The organism is Streptomyces triculaminicus (genome assembly GCF_017349075.1).
Taxonomy (GTDB): Bacteria; Actinomycetota; Actinomycetes; order Streptomycetales; family Streptomycetaceae; genus Streptomyces; species Streptomyces triculaminicus.
This window is the reverse complement of the sequence record NZ_JAFMOF010000003.1, coordinates 48,184-72,295: the sequence shown is the minus strand read 5'-3', so window position 1 is coordinate 72,295 and position 24,112 is coordinate 48,184. Positions and strand designations below refer to the sequence as shown.

20 protein-coding genes are annotated in these 24,112 nt (G+C 69.7%); 6 read left to right on the top strand and 14 right to left on the bottom strand.

Annotated features, from left to right (window positions below):
* Window positions 1-156: 156 nt before the first annotated feature.
* Window positions 157-465, top strand: a complete 309-nt coding sequence (locus J1792_RS18945; protein ID WP_207247869.1) for a hypothetical protein — start codon at window positions 157-159, stop codon at window positions 463-465.
* A gap of 447 nt (window positions 466-912) precedes the next feature.
* On the opposite strand, the gene J1792_RS18940 is transcribed toward J1792_RS18945, so the two are convergent.
* From J1792_RS18940 to J1792_RS18930, 3 genes are all read right to left on the bottom strand, one after another.
* Complete coding sequence (locus tag J1792_RS18940) at window positions 913-1,881, bottom strand: hypothetical protein (RefSeq protein ID WP_207247868.1); 969 nt, start codon at window positions 1,879-1,881, stop codon at window positions 913-915.
* A 157-nt stretch (window positions 1,882-2,038) separates the two neighbouring features.
* On the bottom strand, window positions 2,039-2,800 hold the full coding sequence (locus tag J1792_RS18935) for a hypothetical protein (protein ID WP_207247867.1): 762 nt from the start codon (window positions 2,798-2,800) through the stop codon (window positions 2,039-2,041).
* Window positions 2,801-3,038: 238 nt separating this feature from the next.
* A complete protein-coding gene (locus J1792_RS18930) occupies window positions 3,039-4,868 on the bottom strand; it encodes a phosphoenolpyruvate carboxykinase (GTP) (protein WP_086569891.1) in 1,830 nt (609 codons plus the stop codon).
* Between the two features lie 263 nt (window positions 4,869-5,131).
* Here J1792_RS18930 and trhA point away from each other — a divergent pair, with 263 nt between their 5' ends.
* On the top strand, window positions 5,132-5,845 hold the full coding sequence (trhA, locus tag J1792_RS18925; RefSeq protein WP_086569889.1) for a PAQR family membrane homeostasis protein TrhA: 714 nt from the start codon (window positions 5,132-5,134) through the stop codon (window positions 5,843-5,845).
* Window positions 5,846-6,212: 367 nt separating this feature from the next.
* On the top strand, window positions 6,213-6,839 hold the full coding sequence (locus J1792_RS18920) for a TetR/AcrR family transcriptional regulator (RefSeq protein ID WP_307843044.1): 627 nt from the start codon (window positions 6,213-6,215) through the stop codon (window positions 6,837-6,839).
* A gap of 43 nt (window positions 6,840-6,882) precedes the next feature.
* Here the strand turns inward: J1792_RS18920 and J1792_RS18915 are convergent, their stop codons facing one another.
* The 8 genes from J1792_RS18915 to J1792_RS18880 form a co-directional block, all read right to left on the bottom strand.
* A complete protein-coding gene (locus J1792_RS18915) occupies window positions 6,883-8,910 on the bottom strand; it encodes a thioredoxin domain-containing protein (protein ID WP_086569885.1) in 2,028 nt (675 codons plus the stop codon).
* Window positions 8,911-9,061: 151 nt separating this feature from the next.
* Window positions 9,062-10,357 (bottom strand): MFS transporter, encoded by a 1,296-nt coding sequence (locus J1792_RS18910; RefSeq protein WP_207247866.1) that lies wholly within the window; start codon window positions 10,355-10,357, stop codon window positions 9,062-9,064.
* A gap of 65 nt (window positions 10,358-10,422) precedes the next feature.
* Window positions 10,423-11,259, bottom strand: coding sequence for a PhzF family phenazine biosynthesis protein (locus tag J1792_RS18905; RefSeq protein ID WP_086569884.1), 837 nt, complete (start codon window positions 11,257-11,259; stop codon window positions 10,423-10,425).
* 7 nt (window positions 11,260-11,266) lie between these two features.
* Window positions 11,267-12,148: a phytanoyl-CoA dioxygenase family protein gene (locus tag J1792_RS18900; protein WP_086569882.1), complete on the bottom strand. Its 882-nt coding sequence runs from the start codon at window positions 12,146-12,148 to the stop codon at window positions 11,267-11,269.
* A gap of 221 nt (window positions 12,149-12,369) precedes the next feature.
* Complete coding sequence (locus tag J1792_RS18895; RefSeq protein WP_207247865.1) at window positions 12,370-13,119, bottom strand: iron-containing redox enzyme family protein; 750 nt, start codon at window positions 13,117-13,119, stop codon at window positions 12,370-12,372.
* A 67-nt stretch (window positions 13,120-13,186) separates the two neighbouring features.
* A complete protein-coding gene (locus J1792_RS18890) occupies window positions 13,187-14,503 on the bottom strand; it encodes an ATP-grasp domain-containing protein (RefSeq protein ID WP_207247864.1) in 1,317 nt (438 codons plus the stop codon).
* Between the two features lie 32 nt (window positions 14,504-14,535).
* Window positions 14,536-15,639 carry a DUF1611 domain-containing protein gene (locus J1792_RS18885; protein WP_207247863.1) on the bottom strand — a complete coding sequence of 368 codons (1,104 nt, stop codon included), beginning with the start codon at window positions 15,637-15,639 and terminating at the stop codon, window positions 14,536-14,538.
* Between the two features lie 46 nt (window positions 15,640-15,685).
* A complete protein-coding gene (locus tag J1792_RS18880) occupies window positions 15,686-16,927 on the bottom strand; it encodes an ATP-grasp domain-containing protein (protein ID WP_086572309.1) in 1,242 nt (413 codons plus the stop codon).
* 523 nt (window positions 16,928-17,450) lie between these two features.
* On the opposite strand from J1792_RS18880, the gene aroA reads away from it, so the two are divergent.
* The 3 genes from aroA to J1792_RS18865 all read left to right on the top strand — a co-directional run bounded on the left by aroA (window position 17,451) and on the right by J1792_RS18865 (window position 21,270).
* Window positions 17,451-19,043, top strand: a complete 1,593-nt coding sequence (gene aroA / locus J1792_RS18875; RefSeq protein ID WP_307843043.1) for a 3-phosphoshikimate 1-carboxyvinyltransferase — start codon at window positions 17,451-17,453, stop codon at window positions 19,041-19,043.
* A 233-nt stretch (window positions 19,044-19,276) separates the two neighbouring features.
* Window positions 19,277-20,344: a histidinol-phosphate transaminase gene (gene hisC, locus J1792_RS18870; RefSeq protein ID WP_086572313.1), complete on the top strand. Its 1,068-nt coding sequence runs from the start codon at window positions 19,277-19,279 to the stop codon at window positions 20,342-20,344.
* Window positions 20,344-21,270 carry an alpha/beta fold hydrolase gene (locus J1792_RS18865; protein WP_207247862.1) on the top strand — a complete coding sequence of 309 codons (927 nt, stop codon included), beginning with the start codon at window positions 20,344-20,346 and terminating at the stop codon, window positions 21,268-21,270. The genes hisC and J1792_RS18865 overlap by 1 nt, the downstream gene beginning before the upstream one ends.
* On the opposite strand, the gene J1792_RS35420 is transcribed toward J1792_RS18865, so the two are convergent.
* The 3 genes from J1792_RS35420 to mca all read right to left on the bottom strand — a co-directional run bounded on the left by J1792_RS35420 (window position 21,240) and on the right by mca (window position 24,005).
* Window positions 21,240-21,725 carry a response regulator transcription factor gene (locus tag J1792_RS35420; protein ID WP_307843042.1) on the bottom strand — a complete coding sequence of 162 codons (486 nt, stop codon included), beginning with the start codon at window positions 21,723-21,725 and terminating at the stop codon, window positions 21,240-21,242. The genes J1792_RS18865 and J1792_RS35420 overlap by 31 nt on opposite strands.
* Before the next feature lie 1,175 nt (window positions 21,726-22,900).
* Window positions 22,901-23,131 carry an RAMP4 family protein gene (locus J1792_RS18855; protein WP_086572316.1) on the bottom strand — a complete coding sequence of 77 codons (231 nt, stop codon included), beginning with the start codon at window positions 23,129-23,131 and terminating at the stop codon, window positions 22,901-22,903.
* A gap of 4 nt (window positions 23,132-23,135) precedes the next feature.
* Window positions 23,136-24,005: a mycothiol conjugate amidase Mca gene (gene mca / locus J1792_RS18850; protein ID WP_086572318.1), complete on the bottom strand. Its 870-nt coding sequence runs from the start codon at window positions 24,003-24,005 to the stop codon at window positions 23,136-23,138.
* Window positions 24,006-24,112: the final 107 nt, after the last annotated feature.

Here is a 24,112-nt window from a genome sequence, read left to right as displayed (position 1 = left end):
TTGGGCGCGGCTTGTGAGAACCGGACGGTACTCCAGACGAGCACGGCCGACGATATGTCCTCCGAAACGACCTCGTTCCCCTCTCTCGGCGGCGGTGGACTGGACACACAACCAGTCCACAGCACAGCGGGCACCCCACCGAGAGGACCGAACGCCATGACGCACACGATGCGTGAAAAGTGGTTTCTCAAGGAGACATTGCCCCCTGCGGTCCAGGATCGCTCCGGGGCGCCCAGCACTTCGCCCGCGTGGGTGGTCCGCGGTGCACGCGTCGTGATCGACGACCGCGTCGCCGTGATCACGCACCTCGGCGACCCCTGGACCGGTGCCAGGGAAAACGGTCACGTCTATCTGCGCCCGGAGCGTGGTGGCCACGAGTTCACCGCCGATATCCGCACCATCGAGCCCGCACCGGGCCACCCGGTCGACGAGCGCCTCCTGCGGGCCGGGAGCCAAGCATGCTGATGCCCCGCCCGCTCATTCCTCTGCCCCACACCTCCGGGCTGTCTGCGGCGTCCGCGCCGGGCACCTCGTGTCCGGAGTGCGGCCGCCTCGGCGACGTCAAACTCCCCGCGCGAAGGAGCCCGCTCATGGGTGGCACAGACGAAGTGAACGGGTATGACGTGTTCGAGCAGGAGATCGTGATCCCTGTGCCGGAGCCAGAGGAGGGTGACAGCGACGATGAGTGACGTGCCGCTCCCGGACGAGCCGCTTCGCCCCCGGGACGCCATCGGGATGCTGATCAAGCGTGACCTGCCTGACCGGTCCGGGCCCTCGGAATGGTGCGGCAGGCACCCGGGGGAAAGGACAACTCTCGTGGCTCGCAAGGGATGGTGCTGCCTGGACTGCGTCCGCGAGGAGAGCAGGAGCCCGTCGTAGACATCGCCCTGGCTCCGTCCCGATTCCGCAGCCTCATCCCAACCTACGTGGGCGCGGCGGCCCGCTGACAATGGCGGGCTCACCGGCGCGGAGCGCCGCTCGCACTGCCGCCGCGCCCCGTGCGGCAGCAGGAGGAGACGCCTCCGACACACTTTCGGCGACCGCTTCCTCCGCCCGTTCCCGGCGGCAGGCCGAGCACAGAGTCTCCCCCGCCACCGGGCGGAACAGTCGCGGCTGGACGTGATCGCCCTGGCATTCGCGCATGCTCGCCACGCGTGGCTCAGGCGGGGCATCCAGGACGGTACGTTGCTCGGCGAACGACGGTACTGGTGGCATCTTGCGCATCAGACGGTCGCGGACCAGCGCCGCTGCCGAGTGAACGCGTTCGGGAAGCCCCAGCGTCAGCGCCTCACGCAGGTCGGTCAGCGAGGCACCTCGCAGCAACCACTCGGCGGCCAGTGGGGCCAGCCCGGATACTTCCCGTCCCGTCAGGCGCAGTTGGCGTTCGCGGTGCGAGATGGAGGCGAGCGCCAGCGCGCCGCGCTCGATCAATCGGGAGGGCTGGGAGGGCGGGTTGTGCGTGTTCTCTTCAGTGTTGTCTTGGGAGCGACCGACGGACCGGCCCTCCGGCTCACCGACGGCCGGTTCCACGGCCGCCGGCGGCTCGGCGGGGCGGTCTCCGTCCCGTACGGCCAGCGCCTCCTCGGCGCTCAGCGGTACGTTCGACACGAGTTGCGTCGTCGACCAGCGGCCACGCGAGCCCTGGCGGTGCCACTCGTGGACGTACCCTTCCGCCTTCAGTTCGCCCTTCGCACGGCCGAACGCCGTCTTCTTGATCCCCGCCCGCTTCGCCGTCTCCGACAGCGGCTGATCCACGCCGTCCGGCAACGACAGCTGCCACGTCAACAGGCGCACGGCTTCAGCCGAAAGGCGTGGATGGCGGATGATCTCGTTCGACACCTGGGTGAAGAAACGCGCGGGGGCGATAGCATGCTTCAACATTCGCGGGAGCACCTTCTCCTCGCGGGTGCAGACCCCCTTCGCCGGTTGCAGCCAGCGTCGGGGGTCGCTTCGTTCACGCTACGAAGCCACCCGATTACACCTGACCGTACCGCACGCCCCGCACACACAAGCGCCCTTCGAGCAAGAACGGTGGGCGTCAGAACCATGCGGCTCCCTTGCGGCCCTTCCTGACATTGCGCTTTTCTTTCTCAAATTGCTTGGTGACATCAGGGTCGATTGTCATGACGTAGGTGACCGTGATGGTGGCAACCCCGCCATCCTGCCTGGCCAAGGCAGCCGAGGCCCGGTCCGTTTCCTCTACCAGGGTCTCGACGAACGATTCGAAGCCCTTGATCGACGCACGCGGATAGAGCGATGCGAGCTCGAACAGTCGGAGCATGTGGGCCGGTGGCCGTTCAGACCGTAGATCAACGGCCCAGTCGATGAGGGATTCGTAGACGCCCAACAGTCGCCCGGCGAGGTGCCCGATCAGCTCGGGGTCGCCCGGCGTTCCGGGAGGTCCGAGTGCCTTGTGCTGCGCATCTTGAGACAGCCATCTCTCGGCGCCGGAGACGATCTGCTGCATTTCGCTGAAGGCTCCCACCAGGTGGGCAGTTGCACCGTCCTCATCCAGCAGCACGCGGCCGCTGTCACGGTGCCCCAGGTTGTAGTCGAACCGCTTGGACTCAAGCCCCTTCAATCCCACGCACAGCTCTCCGGCGAGGAGGAGGTACTCCCAGAGATTCGGCATTGCCTCTCGGGTCTTCGTGAGCTCTTCACGGGTCCGGGGCACCTTTGCCCCGAGAGCGCCGGCAGCCGGAACCTGACCAGTTAGAGAGGCGGGTGTCGCTACAGGGCCGGTCTGGTAGTTGAGAGTGACGTTGTGCACCACTCCTGCCTGAAAGACAGGTCCGGTCACGCTCCCGGAGAGCTCGTTGGTCACCTGCCGCGGTGGCTGGAGAAGGTAATCGCCGCCATGAGGCTCTGCCGGTGGTACGCCCACTCTGTCTCCCCCAACACCTTCAAGAACGCATCCGAGACGTCAGGCTAGTAGCGAGACCCAAGCCTTCGCACCGTTACCGAAACAGGCCCGCTCCCGCCCTCAGCAACGGTGCTGCGGACGGGAGCGAGGTGCACCCTCGGGCGGGCAGGAGGGCTCAGCCCAGGCGCTCGACCAGCGCGCGGTACTCGTCCCACAGCTCCTTCGGGGTGTGGTCACCGAAGGTGTCGAGGTGCGCGGGCACCAGCGCCGCCTCCTCGCGCCAGACCTCCTTGTCGACCGTCAGCAGCAGGTCGAGGTCGGCGTCGGCCAGCTGCAGGCCGTCCGTGTCGAGGGCCTCCTTCGTCGGCAGGATGCCGATGGGGGTCTCGACGCCCTCGGCCCGGCCGTCGAGGCGCTCGACGATCCACTTCAGCACGCGGCTGTTCTCGCCGAAGCCGGGCCAGACGAAGTCGCCCGCCTGGTTCTTGCGGAACCAGTTGACGTAGTAGATCTTCGGCAGCTTGGCCTGGTCCTTGTCGGCGCCGACGTTCACCCAGTGACCCATGTAGTCGCCCATGTTGTAGCCGCAGAACGGCAGCATGGCGAACGGGTCGCGGCGCAGCTCGCCGACCTTGCCCTCGGCGGCGGCGGTCTTCTCGGAGGCGACGTTGGCGCCGAGGAAGACGCCGTGCTGCCAGGAGAAGGACTCGGTCACCAGCGGCACGGCCGTGGCGCGGCGGCCGCCGAAGAGGATGGCCGAGATCGGCACGCCCTTGGGGTCCTCCCACTCGGGCGCGATGATCGGGCACTGCGAGGCGGGCACGGTGAAGCGGGCGTTGGGGTGGGCGGCGGGGGCGTCGCTGCCCGGCGTCCAGTCGTTGCCGCGCCAGTCGGTCAGGTGCGCGGGCTTGTCCTCGGTCATGCCCTCCCACCAGACGTCGTTGTCGTCGGTGAGGGCGACGTTGGTGAAGACCGAGTTGCCCCAGAGGGTCTTCATGGCGTTGGCGTTGGTGTTCTCGCCGGTGCCGGGGGCGACGCCGAAGAAGCCGGCCTCGGGGTTGATGGCGTAGAGGCGGCCGTCCTCGCCGAAGCGCATCCAGGCGATGTCGTCGCCGATGGTCTCCACGGTCCAGCCGGAGATCGTGGGCTCCAGCATGGCGAGGTTGGTCTTGCCGCAGGCGGAGGGGAAGGCGGCGGCCACGTACTTGGCCTCGCCCTGCGGCGGGGTCAGCTTGAGGATGAGCATGTGCTCGGCCAGCCAGCCCTCGTCGCGCGCCATCACGGAGGCGATGCGCAGGGCGTAGCACTTCTTGCCCAGCAGGGCGTTGCCGCCGTAGCCGGAGCCGTAGGACCAGATCTCGCGGTCCTCGGGGAAGTGCGAGATGTACTTGGTGGAGTTGCACGGCCAGGGCACGTCGGCCTCGCCCTCGGCGAGCGGAGCGCCGAGGGTGTGGACCGCCTTGACGAAGAAGCCGTCGGTGCCGAGCTCGTCGAGGACGGCCTGGCCCATGCGGGTCATGGTGCGCATCGAGACGGCGACGTAGGCGGAGTCGGTGATCTCGACGCCGATGGCGGAGAGCGACGAGCCGAGCGGGCCCATGCAGAAGGGCACGACGTACATGGTGCGGCCGCGCATGGAGCCGCGGAAGATGCCTCCGTCGCCCTCCTTGCCCGCGAAGAGCTCCCGCATCTCGGCGGGGGCCTTCCAGTGGTTGGTCGGGCCCGCGTCCTCCTCCTTCTCGGAGCAGATGAACGTACGGTCCTCGACGCGCGCCACGTCGCTGGGGTCGGAGGCGGCGTAGTAGGAGTTGGGGCGCTTGACCGGGTCGAGCCTGCGGAAGGTGCCCTTGGCCACGAGCTCTTCGCACAGACGCTCGTACTCGGCCTCGGATCCGTCGCACCAGACCACGCGGTCCGGCTGTGTGAGGGCGGCGATCTCGTCGACCCAGGAGATCAGCTCCTGGTGGTTGGTGGGGGTGGTGGGAGCCGCACTGCTGCGCGCCACGATCGCTCCGTTCCGCCGGGACCCGCTTGCCCGGCGTCAGATGGTTGAGGGTGTACGGCCCCTGCGGTGTCCGCAAGGACCGTCTCTGCACATGTATGCCCCTTGGGGGCTGCGACCCAGACGCTTCGTGACCGCTCATCCGGTGCCGCCCACACTCATTTGATCATCCGACTACTCATCCGATCTGTCCAGGGGGCACCTTCGTGAGCATCACCACGTGGTACCTGTCCGTAACCTACGGTCCCGTAGGTAGCATGGCGTCCATGACTCCCGCGCCCGACGCAGCGCAACTCGCGCTCTCCGCGCCCTCCGCGCCCCTCACGCCCACCGTGCCGGACGTCCCGGCCAAACCCCGGCTGCGCGGCTGGCTGCACGCCGGGATGTTCCCGGCCGTACTGATCTCCGGCGTCTTCCTCACCGCCCTGGCCGACAGCACGCGCGGCCGCGTCGCCTGTGCGGTGTACGTGCTCAGCGCCTGCCTGCTGTTCGGCATCAGCGCGCTGTACCACCGCGGCGACTGGAGCCCGCGCGCCACCGCCGTGCTGCGCCGCCTCGACCACGCGAACATCTTTCTCATCATCGCGGGCACCTACACCCCGCTGACCATGCTCCTGGTCCCCGGCAGCCGGGGCCAGGTGCTGCTGTGGGCGGTCTGGGCGGCGGCCGCGGCCGGCATCGCCTTCCGCGTCTTCTGGGTCGGCGCGCCCCGCTGGCTCTACATCCCCTGCTACATCGCGATGGGATGGGCCGCCGTCTTCTTCCTGCCGGACTTCCTGCGCAAGGGCGGCATCGCGGTCCTCGTCCTGGTGATCGTCGGCGGCCTCCTCTACTCCGCGGGCGGCGTGATCTACGGGATCAAACGCCCCAACCCCTCACCCCGGTGGTTCGGCTTCCACGAGGTGTTCCACTCACTCACCCTGGCGGCGTTCATCGCGCACTATGTGGGCATCTCCCTCGTGGCCTATTCGCACGCCTGAGACACCCGAGGCGTCCGAGACACCCGAGGCGCCTGAGGACGGCGCGCCCGCACGCGGCGCTCTCCCCATGCGCGGTGGCCGCGGCCTGGAGGCCGCGGCCACCCGCCAGGCCAGCCCGCCCACGCCCGCGAGCACCACCGCGACCACGGCCGGCTCACCGATCAGCACATACCCGCCGACGCACAACAGCGCGGTCAGCACAGCGGCAATCGTCATGCCCCTCCCCTTTCCGATCCTTACGACCGGTCCCCTTCCCTGCACACAGGGTCACACACCCCACTGACAATCAGGGACTCGTCAGCGTTCTCGCCCGGAACGCCGGGAATGCCCGCCGGGGCCGCAAGATCGATACCGGAGAATGCTGTCCATGGCCTCAGTACAGACCTCCTCCGGCCCTCAGCCCGGCTCCCGGCTCGGGCTGCGCGAGCGGAAGAAGATCCAGACCCGCCAGGCGATCCGCCGCGCCGCCTACCGGCTGTTCGAGGAGCACGGGTACGACGCCACGCCTGTCGACCGGATCGCCGAGGCCGCCGACGTCTCCCCCAGCACCGTCTTCCGCTACTTCCCCACCAAGGAAGACATCGTGCTCAGACGGGAGTGCGACCCGATGCTTGCCGCCGCCGTCCTGGGCCGCCCGGCGGACGAACCCCCGATGGAGGCCGTCCGGCAGGGCGTCGTGGAGGCCATGCGCCAGGCCGTCGAGGGCGACATCAGTGAACTGCGGCAGTGCTCCCGGCTCATCCGCGACGTGCCCGCGCTGCGCGGCCGCGCGGCCGAGAGCGCGGTCGAGAACTGCCGCCTGTTCGCCGACGCCCTGGCCCGGCGCACCGGCCGCTCCCCCGAGGAGCTGGAGCTGCGCGTCGCGGCCACGGCCGTCCTCGCGGTGATCAACGAGGCGATCATGTACTGGGTCGACCACGGGCAGCCCAAGGAGCTGCTGGTCCCCGCACTGGACCGCGCCCTGCTGACCCTGGCCGGCACCCTCACCCCCTGAAGCACACGCCGGCCGGCGGCTGAAGCACGCCGGCCCGCGCCCCTCAGCCGCCCAGCCGCTGCGCGAGGGCCTTCGGGTCCGCCGTCGGCGCGTCGCACGTGAAGCGGCGGCAGACGTAGGCCGCCGGACGGCCCTCGAGCAGCGGGCGGTCCTTCAGCAGCGGCACCTCCTCCGAGCCCGGCTCGCCGAGCGCCACGGCCAGGCCGGGCGCGGTCGACAGCAGCGCGGTGTGGTGCAGCTGACGGGTGACGGGGTGATCGACGGGCCCCACGACGGCGACCTCGCGCGGGCCGTCCAGCAGGGCCTCGGCGACCGCCAGGCCCCAGCTGATGAAGCGCGGCGCCTTCGGCCCCAGGGTGCGCACGACGCCCAGCGCCTTCTCGGCGGCCTCCCGGTGCGCGGTGCTGCCGGTATAGGCGGCGTACGACAGGAGGGCGCCGGCCGCCGCCGTCCAGCCCGAGGGGGTGGCGCTGTCGGTGGGGTCCTGCGGGCGGCGGATGAGGATCTCGGCGTCGTCGGCGGTGTCGAAGAGCGCGCCGCTGACGTCGGTGAAGTGGACCAGCACGGCGTCCAGCAGCAGCCCGGCGAAGTCGACCCAGACGCCCTCGCCGGCGACCGCGGCGAGCGCGAGGAAGCCCTCGGCCACGTCCGCGTAGTCCTCCAGGACGCCCGCGTGGCCGCCCACCGTGCCGTCCAGGGAGGTGCGCGAGAGCCGCGCGTGCCAGTCCATGTGGGTGCGCACCAGCAGGTCGGCGGCGTCCGTGGCGGCCTGGATCAGGTCCGGCCGGTCGAAGTAGGCGCCGGTCTCGGCGAGCGCGGCGATCGCCAGACCGTTCCAGGCGGCCACGATCTTGTCGTCGCGGCCCGGGCGGGCCCGCCGCTCGCGGGCCGCCAGCAGCCGCTCCTTCACGGAGGCGATCTTCGAGGCGTCGACGAGCAGCTCGGTGTCGGGGAGCTGCAGGACGGAGGCGCCCTCCTCGAAGGTGCCCTCCCGGGTGACGCCGAAGTAGGCGGCGGCGAGCGCCGCGTCCTCCTCGCCCAGCACCTCCCGCAGCTGCCGGGGCGTCCACACGTAGTACGCGCCCTCCACGTGCCGGCCCGTCCCGTCGTCGCTGTCCGCGTCGAGCGCCGAGGCGAAGCCGCCCTCGCCCGTCCGCAGTTCGCGGACCATGAAGTCCGCCGTCTCCAGGGCGACCCGCCGGGCGAGGGCCGAGCCCGTGGCCCGCCACAGATGGGCGTACGCCCGGCACAGCAGGGCGTTGTCGTAGAGCATCTTCTCGAAGTGCGGCACGGTCCAGGAGGCGTCCACCGAGTACCGCGCGAAGCCGCCGCCGAGCTGGTCGTAGATGCCGCCCCGGGCCATGGCCTCGCAGGTGGCCTCCGCCATCTGCAGCGCCGCCTCGGAGCCCGTGCGCACATGGTGGCGGAGCAGGAACTCCAGCGTCATGGACGGCGGGAACTTCGGCGCCCCGCCGAAGCCGCCGCGCACGGCGTCGAACTCGCGGGTCAGCCCCAGCAGCGCGGCGTGGAGTTCCTCGGGGCCGGGCGGGGTGGAGGTGTCGACGGCGAGCGCCCGCTCGGACAGGTCCCGGACGATCCGCCGCGCCACCTGCCCGACCTCGTCCCGGCGGTCGCTCCAGGCGGCCCGCACGCCCTCGAGCACCTGCCCGAAGCCGGGCATGCCGTGCCGGGGTGCGGGCGGGAAGTAGGTGCCGAAGTAGAAGGGCTCGGCGTCGGGGGTGAGGAAGACGGTCATGGGCCAGCCGCCCTGGCCGGTGGCGGCCTGGACGGCCTCCATGTAGACCGCGTCGATGTCGGGCCGCTCCTCGCGGTCGACCTTGACGGAGACGAAGTGCTCGTTGAGGTAGTCGGCGACGGACGCGTCCTCGAACGATTCGTGAGCCATCACATGGCACCAGTGACAGCTCGAATACCCCACGCTGAGCAGCACCGGCACGCCCCGGCGCCGGGCCTCGGCGAAGGCCTCGGGCGACCAGGGCCACCAGTCGACCGGGTTGTCGGCGTGCTGGAGGAGGTACGGGGACGTCTCGTGCGCCAGGCGGTTCGGCATGGCCCCATCCTTACCCACCGGCAGGCCGGGGCGGCGCTACGGCACCCACGTGCCGTGCCGGCCGCCGGGCCCGGCGGTCGGTGGACGGTCCTTCCACGGTCCGATCGGTGTCGCCGGTACGGTCGGCACGGAGGGCGTTTCCTGCACGGTCCTAGCCCGGGCTGTGTGTGCGCGTGCGGTCGGACCACCTCACGACGAGCGGTACGAACTGGCCGGCGACGAGGAAGAGCACTCCCACGGTGAGCCAGCCCGGCTCGCCCCAGCCGAGGCAGAGCAGGCCGAGCACCGGCGGGCCGATCGCGTTGGACAGGCCCTGGCCGATGGCGAACAGACCCGAGTACTGGCCCTGTGCGTGCTCGGGAGCGAGGCCGAAGGACAGCTCGAACGAGGCGGCCGCGTACCACAGTTCGCCCACGGTGAAGGAGACCACACCGAGTAGGACGACGACCATGGCGACCCACCCGGGCGCGCCGCCCGCCACCGCGATGAGGGCGGTGGAGAGGAGGAGTGCAGCCCCCGCGCGGCGCATGGTGCGGCCGGCCGACATGTTGTCGACGACGCCGCGGCTGACCCGCACCTGCAGGCAGACCACGATGGCGGTGTTGACGGCCACGCTCGCACCGACGAACCACCGTGGTGCATCGGTGTGCCCGATGATCCACAGCGGCAGGGCGAAGCTCAGCATCTGGTTCTGGATGGACATGATGCCGTCGAGGACCGTGAGCACCACGTACGGCTTGTCCTTCAGGACCGGCCAGCGGTTGCCTCCCACCGGGGCCTCCACCGGTGGCACGGACGGAACGCGGGAGCAGGCGGCCGCGGAGGCGAGGAACAGGACGGCGGTGCCGAGCATGAGGCACACGTATGCGGTCCTGGTGTCCAACTGCAGGACGACGCCGGCCGCGAGGGCTCCGCAGCCGATGGCGATGTTGTTGAGGGCACGCAGGTAGGAGCGGTAGTGGGTGGGGTTCGGGGCGCCCAGGGCGCGGTTCAGCGGGCCGCGGGCGGCCGTGCCGGCCGAGACGGCGAGCTCGACCACGCACAGGCACGCGACCAGCGACGGGAAGGAGCGTACGAACACCAGTCCCGCCACGGCGAGGGCCTGCACGAAGAGCGTGAGCCGGAAGACCTCGCGCGGGCCGTACCGGTCGGCCAGGTGGCCCACGGGGACGCCGGCGGCGAGTCCGATCAGGGCGGCGGCGCCCAGGGCGAGTCCGACCTGGGCGACCGGGAGGCCCACGGAGCGGGTGAAGAACAACGCGGCCCCGGACATGAAGAGGCCCTTGCCGATCAGGCTGATGAAGGTCGCGACGGCGAAGGCGCGTTTGGGGCTCGTCTCGGGTATCAGACCGCGGGCCACCAGCCAGGCCATGAGCCCTCGGTCGACGCCCCGCCCGGCCGTCGGCTCGATCTGTTCGCTGGGCCTGCGCCGACTGATGGTGTCCAACTGGCTGTTCCTCCGTTGCGCCGAAATGGCTCGGTCGTTCTCAAGAGAGCCGATCGGTCGCTCCGTCACGGCCGTGCGAAGCCGCCGACTTCGACTCTCAGGTCCGGTCCCGCCGTGGCGGTGACGGTGGCCGGGCTGCCGAGGGCGTCGCCCATGTCGACGGCGATCCGGTGGGTGCCCCGGCCGGCCAGGTGTGCGGCGAGACAGGCCGTGCTGTTGGCGTTGGCGAGGTCCTCCGGAACGCCGATCGAGGGGGCGAACATCCGTGCCGCGAGCGCGCCCTCGGGGGAAGGTTCCGAGTGAACGTACGCGCCGAGCAGGCCGAACCGGTCGCAGGCCGCCCTGAGGCGGTCGAGGTCCGGACGCAGCGCGGCGAGCGCGGCCCGGGTGGGGAGCGGCACCAGAACGCGTTCGCGGCCCACGCCGGCGATCCGGACGTCCGGCCCGGCCTCGTGCGGCGCGAGACCGAGGGCCGGAAGAACGAGGGCGCGTTCCTCCGCGGTGGGTTCGCGCAGATCGACGGGGCCCGGGTCGAAGGCGGCGGTGATCAGCTCGCCGACGCGCTCGGCCCGCCCGGCGAAGAGGCGCCCCCCGGCACGGAGGGTGGCCCGGTAGGGCCCGGCGCCGCCGTGCCGTGCCGCGAGGAGGGCGAGGGCGGCGACCGTGCCGTGCCCGCAGGCGGGCAGTTCCTCCTCCGCGGTGAAGAAGCGCAGCTCGGTCGCGTCGCCGACGTGACGTACGTACACGGCGTGCGAGACACCGTGTGCGACCGGGATCCGGCGCCGCTCGTCGTCGCCCAGCGGCGCGCCGTCCGCGTGGTCCTCCAGGACGACGGCCGTGGGGCTGCCGCCCTCGCCGCCCCGCAGGCAGGCGCGGACGACCGTCACGTTCGGCGTGCTCATGGGGTTGTCACTCCGCCTTCTCCAGCGTGGCGTACCCGGTGGCCGTCGCGTCCGCGGTCTGGTTGGCGCCCTCCTGGAGCTGGAAGAGCGAGCCGAAGGGGCGCTCCGCGAACGGGAGACGCCACGCCCCGGCCTCCACACGTGCCGTGTCCGACACCTGGCCGCGCAGCAGCTTCACCCCGGCCTCGTTGTGACCGGCGTGCGGGCCGAAGTGGATCGGGTAGGCGTCGGCCGCCCGGTAGGCCGGCAGGAAGGAGCGACGGTACCGGTCGGAGCGGTTCGGGGAGGAGTAGTGCAGGAGCAGGGGGTGGATGAAGACCACGCTGCCCGCGGGCGCCTCGATGGCCACGGCGAGCTCCGGGTCCGGGGCGTCGGCGCCCACCACCTTGCCGCGGAAGTGGCCGTCGAGGTAGTGGTCGGCGAGGCCGCGGTGGTGGGAGCCGGGGACGACCTGGAGGGCGGAGTTCTCGGTGGTGGTGTCGTCGAGGTAGACGAGGGCCGTCACCAGGTCGGTGTTGGTGTGGGGGTAGTAGGCGAAGTCCTGGTGCCAGTCCACGACACTGCCCACCTGCGGGGCCTTGAGGTGGAGCTTGCTGTAGTGGAACAGGATGTCGGGGCCGATGAGCGCCTCGACGTGGTCGAGCAGTTCGGGGTGGGCGGCGGCCCGCTCGAACGCGGAGTGCTGCTTGGTGGGCGACCAGATCCGGCGCGCCATGCCCTTGTCACCCGGCTCCACCTCGGCGACGGAGCTGACGTCGGAGACGTCGAGGATCTCCGTGATGGCGGTGTTGAGCTCGGCGACCTCGCTCGGATCAAAGAGACGTTCGACGACCGCGAAACCGTTCTCGCGGTACTCCTTGGCGAACGTGGCTGTGTCGGCTGCGGACATGGCGGGGTTCCTCTCTGCTGCGTGGCGGGGGCGCCGGGGGAGGTGGGGCTGGGCGGCCGCGAGCGTCCCTCGGCCAGGGCTCTCGCGGCCGCTCGTCGTTTCTCCGGTCCGAGACGGGGACACGGAAGGTCCCCGTGGATCACTCGACCGGTTCACCCCTCAGGCGCCCGACGTCCCCGCGTGCCGGTTCTGTCGCCGGCGCGGGGTCCGGGACGTACGGATCACTCGGCGGTCTGCGCGTGCTTGGCGACGGTGTCCTCGTAGATCTCCCGGAAGAACATCGCGAGGATGTCCTGGACGTCGTCGATGTACTTGAGCACCTGCTGGAAGTCCTCCTCGCTGAAGAGCAGCTGGTGGAGGATGTCCCACATCTCCTGGGAGTGGTCCTCGGTGCTGTCGACGTGGAGGTGGGCGGCCTGCCCCTTCACGTTCTCCTTGCCGAGCCGCTCCTGGAGGTTCTCGACGATCGCCGGCTGGAGCTTGATCTGGGTGTACTCCACCAGGTAGTTGGAGACGACCGGGGCGAGGTACGACTCGTGCTCCAGGGTGTAGTAGAAGAAGCCCTCCAGAAGACGGGTGGAGAGGTAGGGCTCGGTGGCCTGGATCTCCTCCTCCGTGACGCCGGCGGCCGCGGCGTCGCTGACGTACAGCTTGTCGTGGAGCATCTCGTCGGCCTGGTACTGCGCGTAGTCGCGGGCGGCACGGGGCGAGACCTGGGCGATCTTGTAGATGGCCTTGGACTGGCTGACCCGGGAGAGGCGGATACGCCACACGTGCTCGATGAGGGTGCGGCGGTAGTACGCCTGGTGGAGCTCCGGCTCGCTCAGGTGGGACGCGAAGGGGACGGTGGCCTTCCACTCCGCCATCTTATTGTCCAGGTAACGGTCGAGCTCGGCCTTCTTCAGACGGCTCTGCTCCTCGTTGTAGAACGGCTTCGGGTAGGTGATCCCGGAGTTCTGCACGCGGTTCATCGCGTTCTCCTTACGCAAGAGGGTTCGCAGGGGATGTTCACTAAAGGGGCGGAGTGTGGTGCCGTGGTCAGCGGTAGCTGACGTGGAAATGCTCCGTCGCGTGTCGGTCGAGGAAGTCGGTCTCGGCCTCGAGGTCGTCGGCCGCCGCGTCCCACAGGGCATCCATCAGGCAGATGCCCCGGTCTGACGCGTCGAGTTCGGCGCCCTCCGCCACGTGGACGCGCAGGATGCGGGGCGGGCGGGTGGGCGGCTCGAAGCGGATCGCGTCGACGGTCCGCCCCTTCTCTCCGTACTTGCTGAGGAACACGGTCGCCCGGGTGGGTGCGCCGGTGCGCAGGGCCTCCAGCTGGGAGGCGCGGGTGAGCCGGTCGTGGAAGGCGTCCCGCTCGCCCTCGGGCAGCAGCAGGGACTCGGTCCACAGGTCCAGGAGGGAGTGCCCGGTGACGGTCTGGACGCTGGCGTCGATCAGGCTGCCGCCCATCCGGGGGTTGATCTCGATGATCTCCCAGCGCTTCTTCGACTCCCAGTACTTGACCTCGATGTGGAAGACGCCGGCGACCGTCCCGTGCTCCGCCAGCGCGGCGAGGCAGCGGGTGACGTGGTCGGCTCCTTCCAGGACGAGTTCACGGTCGAGGCTCACGGGCGGGCTGACCGACATCCCCTCCAGGACGGTCCGCTCCAGGCGTTCCACGCGGGCCTTCTCGTGGACGCACAGGTGGTGGACCCGGCCGTCGAGGACGAAGGTCTCGAAGCTGAACTCCGGGCCCTCGACGTACTCCTCGACCAGGAAGTCGTACCGGTCCATGAAGATTGCCTTCATGCGCTGGTCGGCGCGCATCTGCTCCTGAAGCGCGGGCAGGTCGGCCAAGTCGTCGACGTCGTTCAGGACGAAGGTCGCGAAGGACGAGGCACCGCGTACCGGCTTGACGAACCACTGCGCGGAGGGGTCGAGTTCGGGGGGCACACCGGGGATGAGCCGGTGCAGTCGGACCTCGCTCAGCCCCTCGGCGAAGAGGTGGCGGCGCAGTTCGTACTTGTCGAGGCAGAGGCGCAACACGGCCTCCGCGGAGTCGTCCACGCCCAGCCGCTCGTTGAGCTCTGCCATCAGCAGCCGGTAGCCCTCGAAGGTGGCGAGGGCGGCCTCGACCCGGTAGCCCCGGCCGGCGAGTTCGAGAACGGCCTTGTCGAGGTCGCCGGAGCCCAGTTCGGATTCCTCGGTGACCACGCAGTCCGCCAGGTGCCGGCGGCTCTCCTCCAGCACCCCCGGCCTCTCCGGCCGGGAGCTCAGGGCGACCAGGGCCAGATCGAGCCCGGCGGCGGCCGCGGCGATCTCCTCGGTGTACGACTTGCCCTGGTGCATGAGGAGCAGGATCGCTCTCTTCATCGGTGCATCTCCTCGAAGTTCCCGGGTCGCCCTCAGCGCTGGAGGTCGGACAGCCGGTCAAGGGTCTCGCGCTGGTGGGCGCGCAGGATCTCCACGAGCCGGGCGCCGCCTTCGCGGACCGGGTCGACGACGGGCAGTCCGGTGTCGGCCTCCAGCTTCTCGACCTCGCGGCGGTAGTCCTCCTCGGAGAAGCCGAAGCTGTTGACGCTGATGGCGGCGACCTTGGCGGGCCGTTCGAAGACGGAGAGCTCCTCGTTCAGGCGGATGAGCTCGGGGAGGGGGCGGATGGGCGTCTCCCAGACCTTGGTGCGCTCGGCACCGAGGCGGTGGCAGAAGACCAGGGCATGCGGCAGGGCACCGTGGAGGATGGCGAGGGCGACGCTGCTGAACCCGATGTGGTTGAGCGAACCCTGGCCCTCGACGACGACCCATTCGTTGCCGGCCGCGGCATCCATGACGACCTTCTCGACGGCGCCGGCCATGAAGTCGCCGGGCACGCCGTCGACCGCGATGCCATGGCCGGAGATCAGCATGCCGCTCTGGCCGGTGGCGGCGAAGCCGGTGCTGATGCCGACGCGGTTGGCCTCTTGCCAGATCTGCAGGGCGGCCGTCTTCTTGCCGATGTTGGAGTCGCTGCCGCAGGTGTGGATGACCCAGGTGTCCAGGTCCAGGACACGGGCCTTGTTGAGCTGCACCGGCGGGGTGTCCTTGGTCTCCCAGACGGTGACGCCCTTGTCCCGGATGGCACGGGCGATGTCCGGGTCGCCGGCGAGACGGTAGTGGATCGAGTTGACCAGGTGCAGGCCGTTCTGGACGGCGGAGAGGATGTGCGGCTTCCAGGACTCGGGCAGGTCGGCGGAGTGCAGCCCCTTACCGATGATCATGACCTCGGGGCGCAGGTGCAGAGCGTCCTCGACGCGGCTGACGATCGGGATCGGGCCGCCGTAGCCGAGGACGTCCTGGACGGTCCGGCCGGCCTGAAGGCTGTCGATCACGGCGACGCAGCGGTCCCCGTTGTAGCGGACCAGTGAGGCGGCAATCTTGCTCGTGAAGAGTCCGAAGCATTCCTCGGCGAACAGCACGAACTTCTTCTCAACCAGCTCCGCATGGCTCAACTGGGCCACGTCTTCCTCCACGGACTCGATGGTTCTCTGGCCTATGGCACGCGATGGTTCGGGCGATCTACGCGAGGGGCTCGGTCGTCAGCCGGTACTGCGCACTCGCCTGGCTCACGGCTTCCTCGATCTGCTTCTGGGTGCCGCCCCGGAACAAAAAGCGGCCGCCCTGGAGAGTGGCGTACGAGCCGGGCCTGGAGACCAGGACCTCACCCGGCCTCGGCACCAGCTCGCGGTACACATACGGAACGTGACCCAGGAGCGGGGTCGCGGCGGTGACCTTCCGGGGCAGCGGCTTGGGACCTTGGATGATCAGCCAGCCGCCGCTCAGCGACCGATCGGGGACCGGCAGGTCCACCGAGCGGCCGAGCAGCACGTCGACCCACAGCCGCCAGAGGTTCACGCCGTGGACGTCGTCGATGACATAGGACACGTCCGCACCCGGCACCCGGGCCCCGACCTCCAGGAACACCAGCTCTTCCCCGGTGTCGAAGAGTTCGAGGTGGAAGGCGGAGCCGCGCAGACCGAGCGCGGTCAGGCAGCGCACGGCGAAGTCCTCGCAGCGGTCGCGCACCTCGGGGTCCGTCTGGAAGACCGAGCCGAGCGGCGCGCCCAGGACCTCGTAGTCCAGACAGGTGGAGATGTAGCGCGAGGTGCACAGGAACAGTGGTTTGCCCTCGGCGTCCACGACGCCGTCGACGTGCAGGATATCGCCCTGCACGAACTCCTCGATCTCCAGGTCGTCCAGGCTCCGTTCGGCGCACAGGGCCCGCAGCTCCTCGGCCGAGGCGATCTCGCGCACACCCTGGCTGGACGCCCCTCGCACCGGCTTGACGATCACTGGGTAGCCGAACTCCTCGGCGGCCGCGAGGGTCTGCTCCTCGCTGTGGCAGGGCGCCCAGCGCGGCACTCGGAGGCCGGCCCGCGACACCCGCTCCTTCATGATGCTCTTGTCGCGGAACCGGGAGGTCTCCTCGACACCGGGGCCCGGGATGCCGTACCGCTCGCGCAGGGTCGCCGCGAGGTCGAGCAACATCTCGGAGAAGCCGATGACGTGGTCGAACGGGCCCTCGTCGCGGACGATGGCGTCGACGAGCTCCAGCACACCGTCCACGTCACCGAAGTCCGGTACGACGTGAACCCGTTCGGCATCGGAGGGCACTCCACTGCGGCCGACCTCGTCGCAGAGGTATGTGACGCGGTCGGTCTCCGGGTCGAAGACCAACTCGGGGGCGGCCAGGCGGTTCTCCCAGCGCCGCTCGTCCTCATACGAGGGCCAGCGGTTCAAGAACAGGATTGCGCTGGACATGGATGGCGCCTCACGGTTCACAGAAACATGGATGTGCCCGGCCGTGGGCCGGTTGACGGCGGTGAAAGACGAGCTTTTCGGAGTCGAAGGACGAACCCGGATCTGAGTCCCGGGAACAGCCCTCAATGCGTTGATCGCGCTGCCACAGCCTCGCACGGGACCGGGCCGGTCAGAATAGGACCTAGGTCCCCCCTCCCGGCACCGGTGATGCCGCTGGGCGCCGACGACGGCGGCACCCCTCGGCAAAGGAGGGGGCGGACCGCCTCGCGCCGCAAACACCATGGGAAGAAGGGCCTATTGCCGCTCCCATCCCATGGGACGCAGAATCCGCGTCGCGCCCTGCACCGTCCACCGTCGGCGGAGGACCGTCATGCGCATCGGAGAGTTCTCCGGCTGCGGCGACGGCCCGGTTCACGGCCGCGGGCGTGGTGAACGTGCCGGCCCCCGCACCCAGTCCGCCAACAGAGCGGCCTGATCGGCGGGATGTCGGGCGCGAGCCTGGAAGAAGGCGCGGGAGAACGCCATGGGCAGATGGACCTATTGCCGCCCCCACCCCACGGGACGCAGAATTCCCATCGCGTCCTCTACGCCGGCGGAGGGTCGCCATGCGCGCCAGGAGAGTTTTCCGAACTCCCGCACCGACATCGAAGCGCCAAGCGGCGGGACGACCTGTTCCCCCCTCCGCGAATATCGCCGGCCAGGACCTCAAAGCGACATCGCCTGCACAACATCAGGCGGCGAACGATGTGAAACGGGAGACATGAGGATGCTGCTGAAGGTCGATCCGATCGATTCCTTTTCCGGAACTTTTCGCGTCCCTTCCTCGAAGCCGGAGACGCAACGGGCCATTCTGGTAGGCACGCTGGCCGAGGGAACGTCACGCGTCTACAACGACCTCCGTTGCGACGAGACGGAGACGATGAAGGCCGCCTGCCGTGCCTTGGGCGCCGAGATAACCGAGCACGAGGGTTTCCTGGAGATCAAGGGCATCGGAGGGACCCTCCCGGACATCCGGCGCGTCGTCCAGTCCCGCGGCTCGGGTCTGGTGTTCCGTATCGTGACGGCGCTGGCCTCCGCCCTGCCGTCGCCGACGGTGGTGACGGGCGACGCGACCCTGCGCAAGCGCGTGATGGCGCCCCTGCTGGACGCGCTGCGCGAACTCGGCGCGGACATCGAATCGATCGCCGACGAGGGCAAGGCCCCGATCGTCAACTGGGGAGGCGGCCTGAAGGGCGGCACCTGCCGGCTGCCGGGCGACATCAGCTCGCAGTTCATCACCGCCATCCTGTTCGCCGCGCCGCTGGCCGAGGGCCCGGTGGAGATCGAGGTGACGGGCGAGGTCTACTCCCAGTCGTACATCCGGCAGACCCTGGCGAGCCTGACCGACGCGGGCATCAAGCTGGCCGTGTCGGAGGACATGCGCCACTACCACGTGGAGCCCTCCCACTACCAGACGCAGGACGTCACCATCCACGAGGACTACACCTCTGCCTCGTACCTGTTGGCCGCCGCCGCGCTCTTCCCGGGCCGGACCGTCCTGACCAACGTGTACGGCGACAGCCTGCAGGGTGAGTTCGCGATCGTCCCGATCCTGGAAAAGCTCGGGGTGAGTGTCACCTTCGACGAGGACACCCTCTCGATGATCGTCGACAACCCGGAGGGCAGCCTGTGCGGCGACTTCGAGGTGGATGTGATGGACTGCCCCAACATCGTGCCCACGCTCGCCGCCCTCGGGGCGTACGTGCAGGGCAGCCTGAAGGTGACCGGCGGACGCCTCACCCGGTTCCACAAGGCGTCCCGCATCGAGGCCATGGCCGCCGAACTGACCCGCGCGGGCGTGGACATCGAGGTCCTGTACGCCGACGGGGTCTGCGACGGCTTCCTGGTCCGCGGCGCGCAGACGTACCCCGGCGGAGTGACGCTGTCCAGCTGGGGTGACCACCGCATCTTCATGTCGCTGTTCGTGGCCGGCCTGCGGATGCAGTCCGCCAACAGGTTCTCGGGCTTCGAGGACGTCAAGCTGTCCTTCCCCAGCTTCATGGAGGAGTTCACCAAGGCAGGGGCGCGGACCACTGCCGTCGAGGAGGAGGACGCCCCCGCTGGGGCCGTCGCCTGACCGTGTCCGCGGCGATCCTGGCGGTCCGCCCTGCCTCAGTAGCGCGTACCGCCGGGCCCGGCAGGTGAGCGAGACGCGCGCCGGCCATGGCAGAGGTGTCGGCGCGCGGGCCGGATCTCACGCCCGCGCGCCTCGTCGCGGCTCACGGCTCCCCGAGTGCGGGAGTCCCGGGCTCCCGGATGAACGACGTACCCGCACGACCGTCCGCTTCCCCCGTTCAGGAAGTTCCCCCCATGCCTTCTGCACCTGCCCCCCGGCTGCGCGCCGATGTCTCCGGGTTGCCTCGCTACGTACCGGGCCGGGCCGCGCCCAGCGACCTGGTGGACAAGCTGTCGTCGAACGAGAACCCCTATCCCCCGCTGCAGTCGGTCATCGCCTCGATGGGCGAGGAACTGGGACGCGTCAACCGCTACCCCGATGCGAAGAGCAGTGAACTGATCGCGGAGCTGTCCGCCTCCCTCGCGGTGCCTCCGGAGCACCTCGTGCCCGGCACCGGATCGCTCGGCGTCATCAAGGACTTGTTGTGCGCCGCGGTCGGCGAAGGAGACGAAGTGCTCTTCGCCTGGCGCTCGTTCGAGGCGTACCCGACGCTCGTCTGGGCCGCCGGGGCCACCCCTGTGCAGATTCCGCTGCGCGACGAGCGGCATGACCTGGAGGCCATGGCCGATGCGGTGACGGACCGCACTCGCATGATCATCGTGTGCAACCCCAACAACCCGACCAGCACGGCCGTGCACCGCGGTGAGCTCGAGCGCTTCCTCGACCGGGTGCCGGACGACGTGCTGGTGGTGCTCGACGAGGCCTACCGCGAGTTCGTCGACGACACCGACGTACCCGACGGCATCGAGCTCTACCGCGACCGTCCCAACGTCGCCGTTCTGCGCACCTTCTCCAAGGCGTACGGGCTGGCACGACTGCGCGTCGGCTACGCGGTCGCGCATCCGACGGTCGCGGCCGCGCTGCGCGCCTGCAGCCTGCCGTTCGGCGTCAGCGGACTCGCCCAGGCCGCCGCGCGGGCCTCGCTGAAAGCGGAACCCGAACTGCTGGAGCGGGTCCGGACCCTGGTGGCCGAGCGCACTCGGGTCACCGATGCCCTGCGGGCCGCGGGCTGGAGCGTTCCCGACAGCCAGGCCAACTTCGTCTGGCTGCGCCTCGGTTCACGCACGCAGGCGTTCGCCGTCGCGTGCGAGGCGGCGGGAGTCATGGTGCGCCCCTTCGGCGACGAGGGGGTACGGATCACCATCGGCACCCCCGAGCAGAACGACCGCCTGCTGAAGATCGCGGGCGACTGGCGGATGTGATGACCGAACACGACCGGCCGGCCCCGGCCTTCGCTCGGGCCCAGGACGGCACGGCCTTGGCGTATCAGCACCACGGGGAGGGGCCGCCGCTGGTGCTGCTCGCCGGGCAGGCGAACGACCACCACTGGTGGGACGGCGTGCGCGAGGACTTCCACACCGTGCGCTCCACCGTCACCCTGGACCTGCGCGGCACGGGCGACAGCGACAAGCCCGAAGGGCCGTACTCCGTCGTTCAGTTCGCGGACGACGTCGTCGCGGTCCTGGACGCGCTCGGTATCGAGCGCGCCGACGTATACGGAACCTCGATGGGCGGCCGGGTCGCGCAGTGGCTCGCGATCCGCCACCCGGAGCGGGTCCGCCGACTGGTCCTGGGCTGCACCTCCCCTGGCGGTCCGCACGCCGTGGAACGCGACGCGTCGGTACGACGGTCCCTCGCACAGCCGGATCCGGAGGCTGTACGCAGCGTGCTGGCCGACCTGATGTACTCCCCCGCCTGGCGCGCCGCGCACCCTGGCCCCTACCGCACTCTCGGCGACCCGCGGATGCCCGCCCATGCGCGCCGCGGCCACCTCATCGCCAGCAACGAGCACGACGCATGGAGCGACCTGCCGGGCATCGCGGCCCCCACCCTGATCCTCCACGGCGGCCAGGACCGGCTCACCCCGCCGGACAACCTCCGGCTGCTCGCCTCCCGTATCCCCGGTGCCCGCGCACACCTCTTCCCGGGCGCCCGGCACGCCTACTTCGAGGAGTGCCGGGACGAGGCGGGCAAGCTGGTGCGGAGGTTCCTCGTCGAGGAGGGATGCTCGCGGGCGACGGAACGCGACCGCGGGAGAGCGAGCGCACCGAGCGACAGCGGAGATCCCCTCGGAGAAGAGGTCCGGCCGCGAGCCGCTCAGGAAGCGAGGTCGACGAATTGGGCGTAGAGCGCGGCCTGAGTACGGTGGGCGGCTCCGATTTTCAAGTAAATGCTGCTGAGGTGGTTTTTCACGGTCTTCTCCGAGATGCCCAGCGTCCGAGCGATGACCCGATTGCTCAACCCCCGGGCCAGTAGATGGAGTACGCCCCGCTCGCGCGCGGTGAGGGCGGGGCCCGTCGGGGGCGAACCCTCCTTGGGGACGGGATCGGAGGCCAGAGCAGACGCCGGGGCGGACGGAGCCGCTTTCCCGGGGTCGGTCAGGCCGACGTGTTGGGCGTAGAGCGCGGCCTGAGTACGGTCGGTGGCACCGATTTTCAAGTAAATGCTGCTGAGGTGGTTTTTCACGGTCTTCTCCGAGATGCCCAGCCTCCGAGCGATGAGCCGGTTGCTCAACCCCCGGGCCAGCAGGCCGAGCACGTCTAACTCCCGGTAGGTGAGTTTTTCGGCCAGCGCTTCTTCCATGTCCTGTCTCCTCTTTCCCTCTCTCAAAGAGCATGAGAAAATCACCCAAGGGCTTCCATCACGCGGCATCCCCGGCGCTGAGCGCCGGCAGATCACCCGACAGGCGGCGGTCACGGCAGGCGGCCCGACGTCTCGCCCGGTCCTGCCGCCCAGGCCGGCAGGACGTCAGAAGGGGCGGGGAGAGGCGGAGGCTGCCTTGAACCGGGCAAGGAGGCGGAAGTCCTGAAGGGTGGCGTCCACGACGATCTTTCGCTACTCGTCACGGGGGGCATCGGCCAAGCCGTAACCCACCGGGTGGATCGACTTTCACTGCTGGACCAATGGCTCCCGGATGGGGAGTATCACCGTGGATCAGGAGCCCAGCGAATCCATGGAAAGTACACATAAGTAGGACGTCATTTGCAGCTCCCCCCGTGCTGGCGCGCCAAATTATTCGCGGGCGAAAACGGCAACACCGTGAAATCGGTGCGCGACCATAAAGCAGCGCTTCATGGCCAGGCGAAGGAGCCCCCCTTGACGCATGCTAAAACTATCTTCAGGCTACATGCTGGCGCAATCGGTTGACCAGCACTTTTGCCAAAATTCGACGTCCGCCCAAGCCGCCGACACCCCGCCATGGAGCGAGGGCCGGCGGAATGGCAAATTCCACAACGCGGAATGGCAAATTCCACAACAGGGTCGGCCCGGCGGTCTCATTCGTGGTCGACCGGGCTCCGGTGTGGGGCAGCCGTTGGATTTCGCGGAAGCTGGTGATCCAGTCGCGATCGCCGACCGGGCCTCGGCGCGGATGGCGAGTGTGCGCCGGTGGACGCATGCGACCTCGAGGAGGCCGCGGAACGCCTGGCTGACGGCATTGCCGAAGCGAAATCCACCCGGGGTGACGGGCCGCCCTTGGGGCTGCTCCACCCGGGGTGGGTCATGATCTTCCGCAGGCCCTTCAGTCGACCGGGTTGTCGGCGTGCTGGAGGAGGTACGGGGACGTCTCGTTGCGCCATGCGGTTCGGCATGGCCGGGCATCCTCACCCACCGGCAGGCCGGGGCGGCGCTACGGCACCCACGTGCCGAGCCGGTGGGCAGCGGGTCCGGCCGCGACGGCGCGGCACCGGACACGCCCTGGGGCCGTCCCGCCCGGTGCTCAGGCCGTTCGCTCGGCCCTCAGGCCGTCCGCCCGGTGCTCAGGCCGTTCGCTCGGCCGTGCCGCCCTCGCCGGAGGGCTCGGGAGCCTCCTCGAAGTCGACCCGCTTCATGTGCTTGTTCATGCTCTTCATCAGCAGCCACACGGCTCCGCCGATGACGGCGAAGACGAGGAAGCCGAGCACACCGGGCGTGACCTTGTTCTTGTCCAGTTCCTCGGCGGCGAAAGGCACGAGGTGGGTGGCGGCGAGGGTTGCAGTCGCGCTCATCATGGGGTCAATTGTTGCGGATGCCCGCGAAGAGGTCGTCCTCGGGGAGGGAAGTGTCGACGAGGGACTTCGCGAGCTCGTACTCCTCGGTCGGCCACACCTCGCGCTGGATGTCCATGGGAACCTTGAACCAGCCGCCGTCGGGGTCGATCTGCGTGGCGTGGGCGATCAGGGCCTTGTCACGGATCTCGAAGAAGTCCGCGCAGGGCACGAAGGTGGTCAGCGTGCGCTCGCGGCCCATGTCGTCCCACCGCTTGAGCCACTCGCCGTAGGGGGAGTCCAGGCCGCGCTCGATCAGGGCGTCGTGCAGCGCCTGGGTGCGCGGCCGGTTGAAGCCCTGGTTGTAGTAGAGCTTCTGCGGCTGCCAGGGCTCGCCGGCCTCGGGGTAGCGCTCGGGGTCGCCCGCCGCGTCGAAGGCCACCATCGTGATCTTGTGGGTCATGATGTGGTCGGGGTGGGGGTAGCCGCCGTTCTCGTCGTACGTGGTGACCACGTGCGGACGGAACTCGCGGATCAGCCGTACCAACGCCTCGGCTGCTTCTTCAACGTCCTTGAGGGCGAAGCAGCCCTCGGGCAGCGGGGGCAGCGGGTCGCCCTCGGGAAGGCCCGAGTCGACGAATCCCAGCCACTCCTGCTTGACGCCCAGGATGTCGCGGGCCTCGTCCATCTCCTTGGCCCGGACCTCGTGGATGTGCTCCTCGATATAGGGGTCGCCCTGGAGCTTGGGGTTGAGAATGGAGCCGCGCTCTCCACCCGTGCAGGTGGCGACCAGCACGTCCACCCCCTCGGACACGTACTTGGCCATCGTGGCCGCGCCCTTGCTCGACTCGTCGTCGGGGTGGGCGTGAACGGCCATCATTCGCAACTGCTCAGTCAAGGCTCGATCCTCAGTCACAGGTCTTGGGCCCCTCCATCGGTGTCCGGGGCCGCCTCCTATAGTGACCGAAGCGGGCGTGTTTTCATTCCGGGTTCGCGGGACAAGGT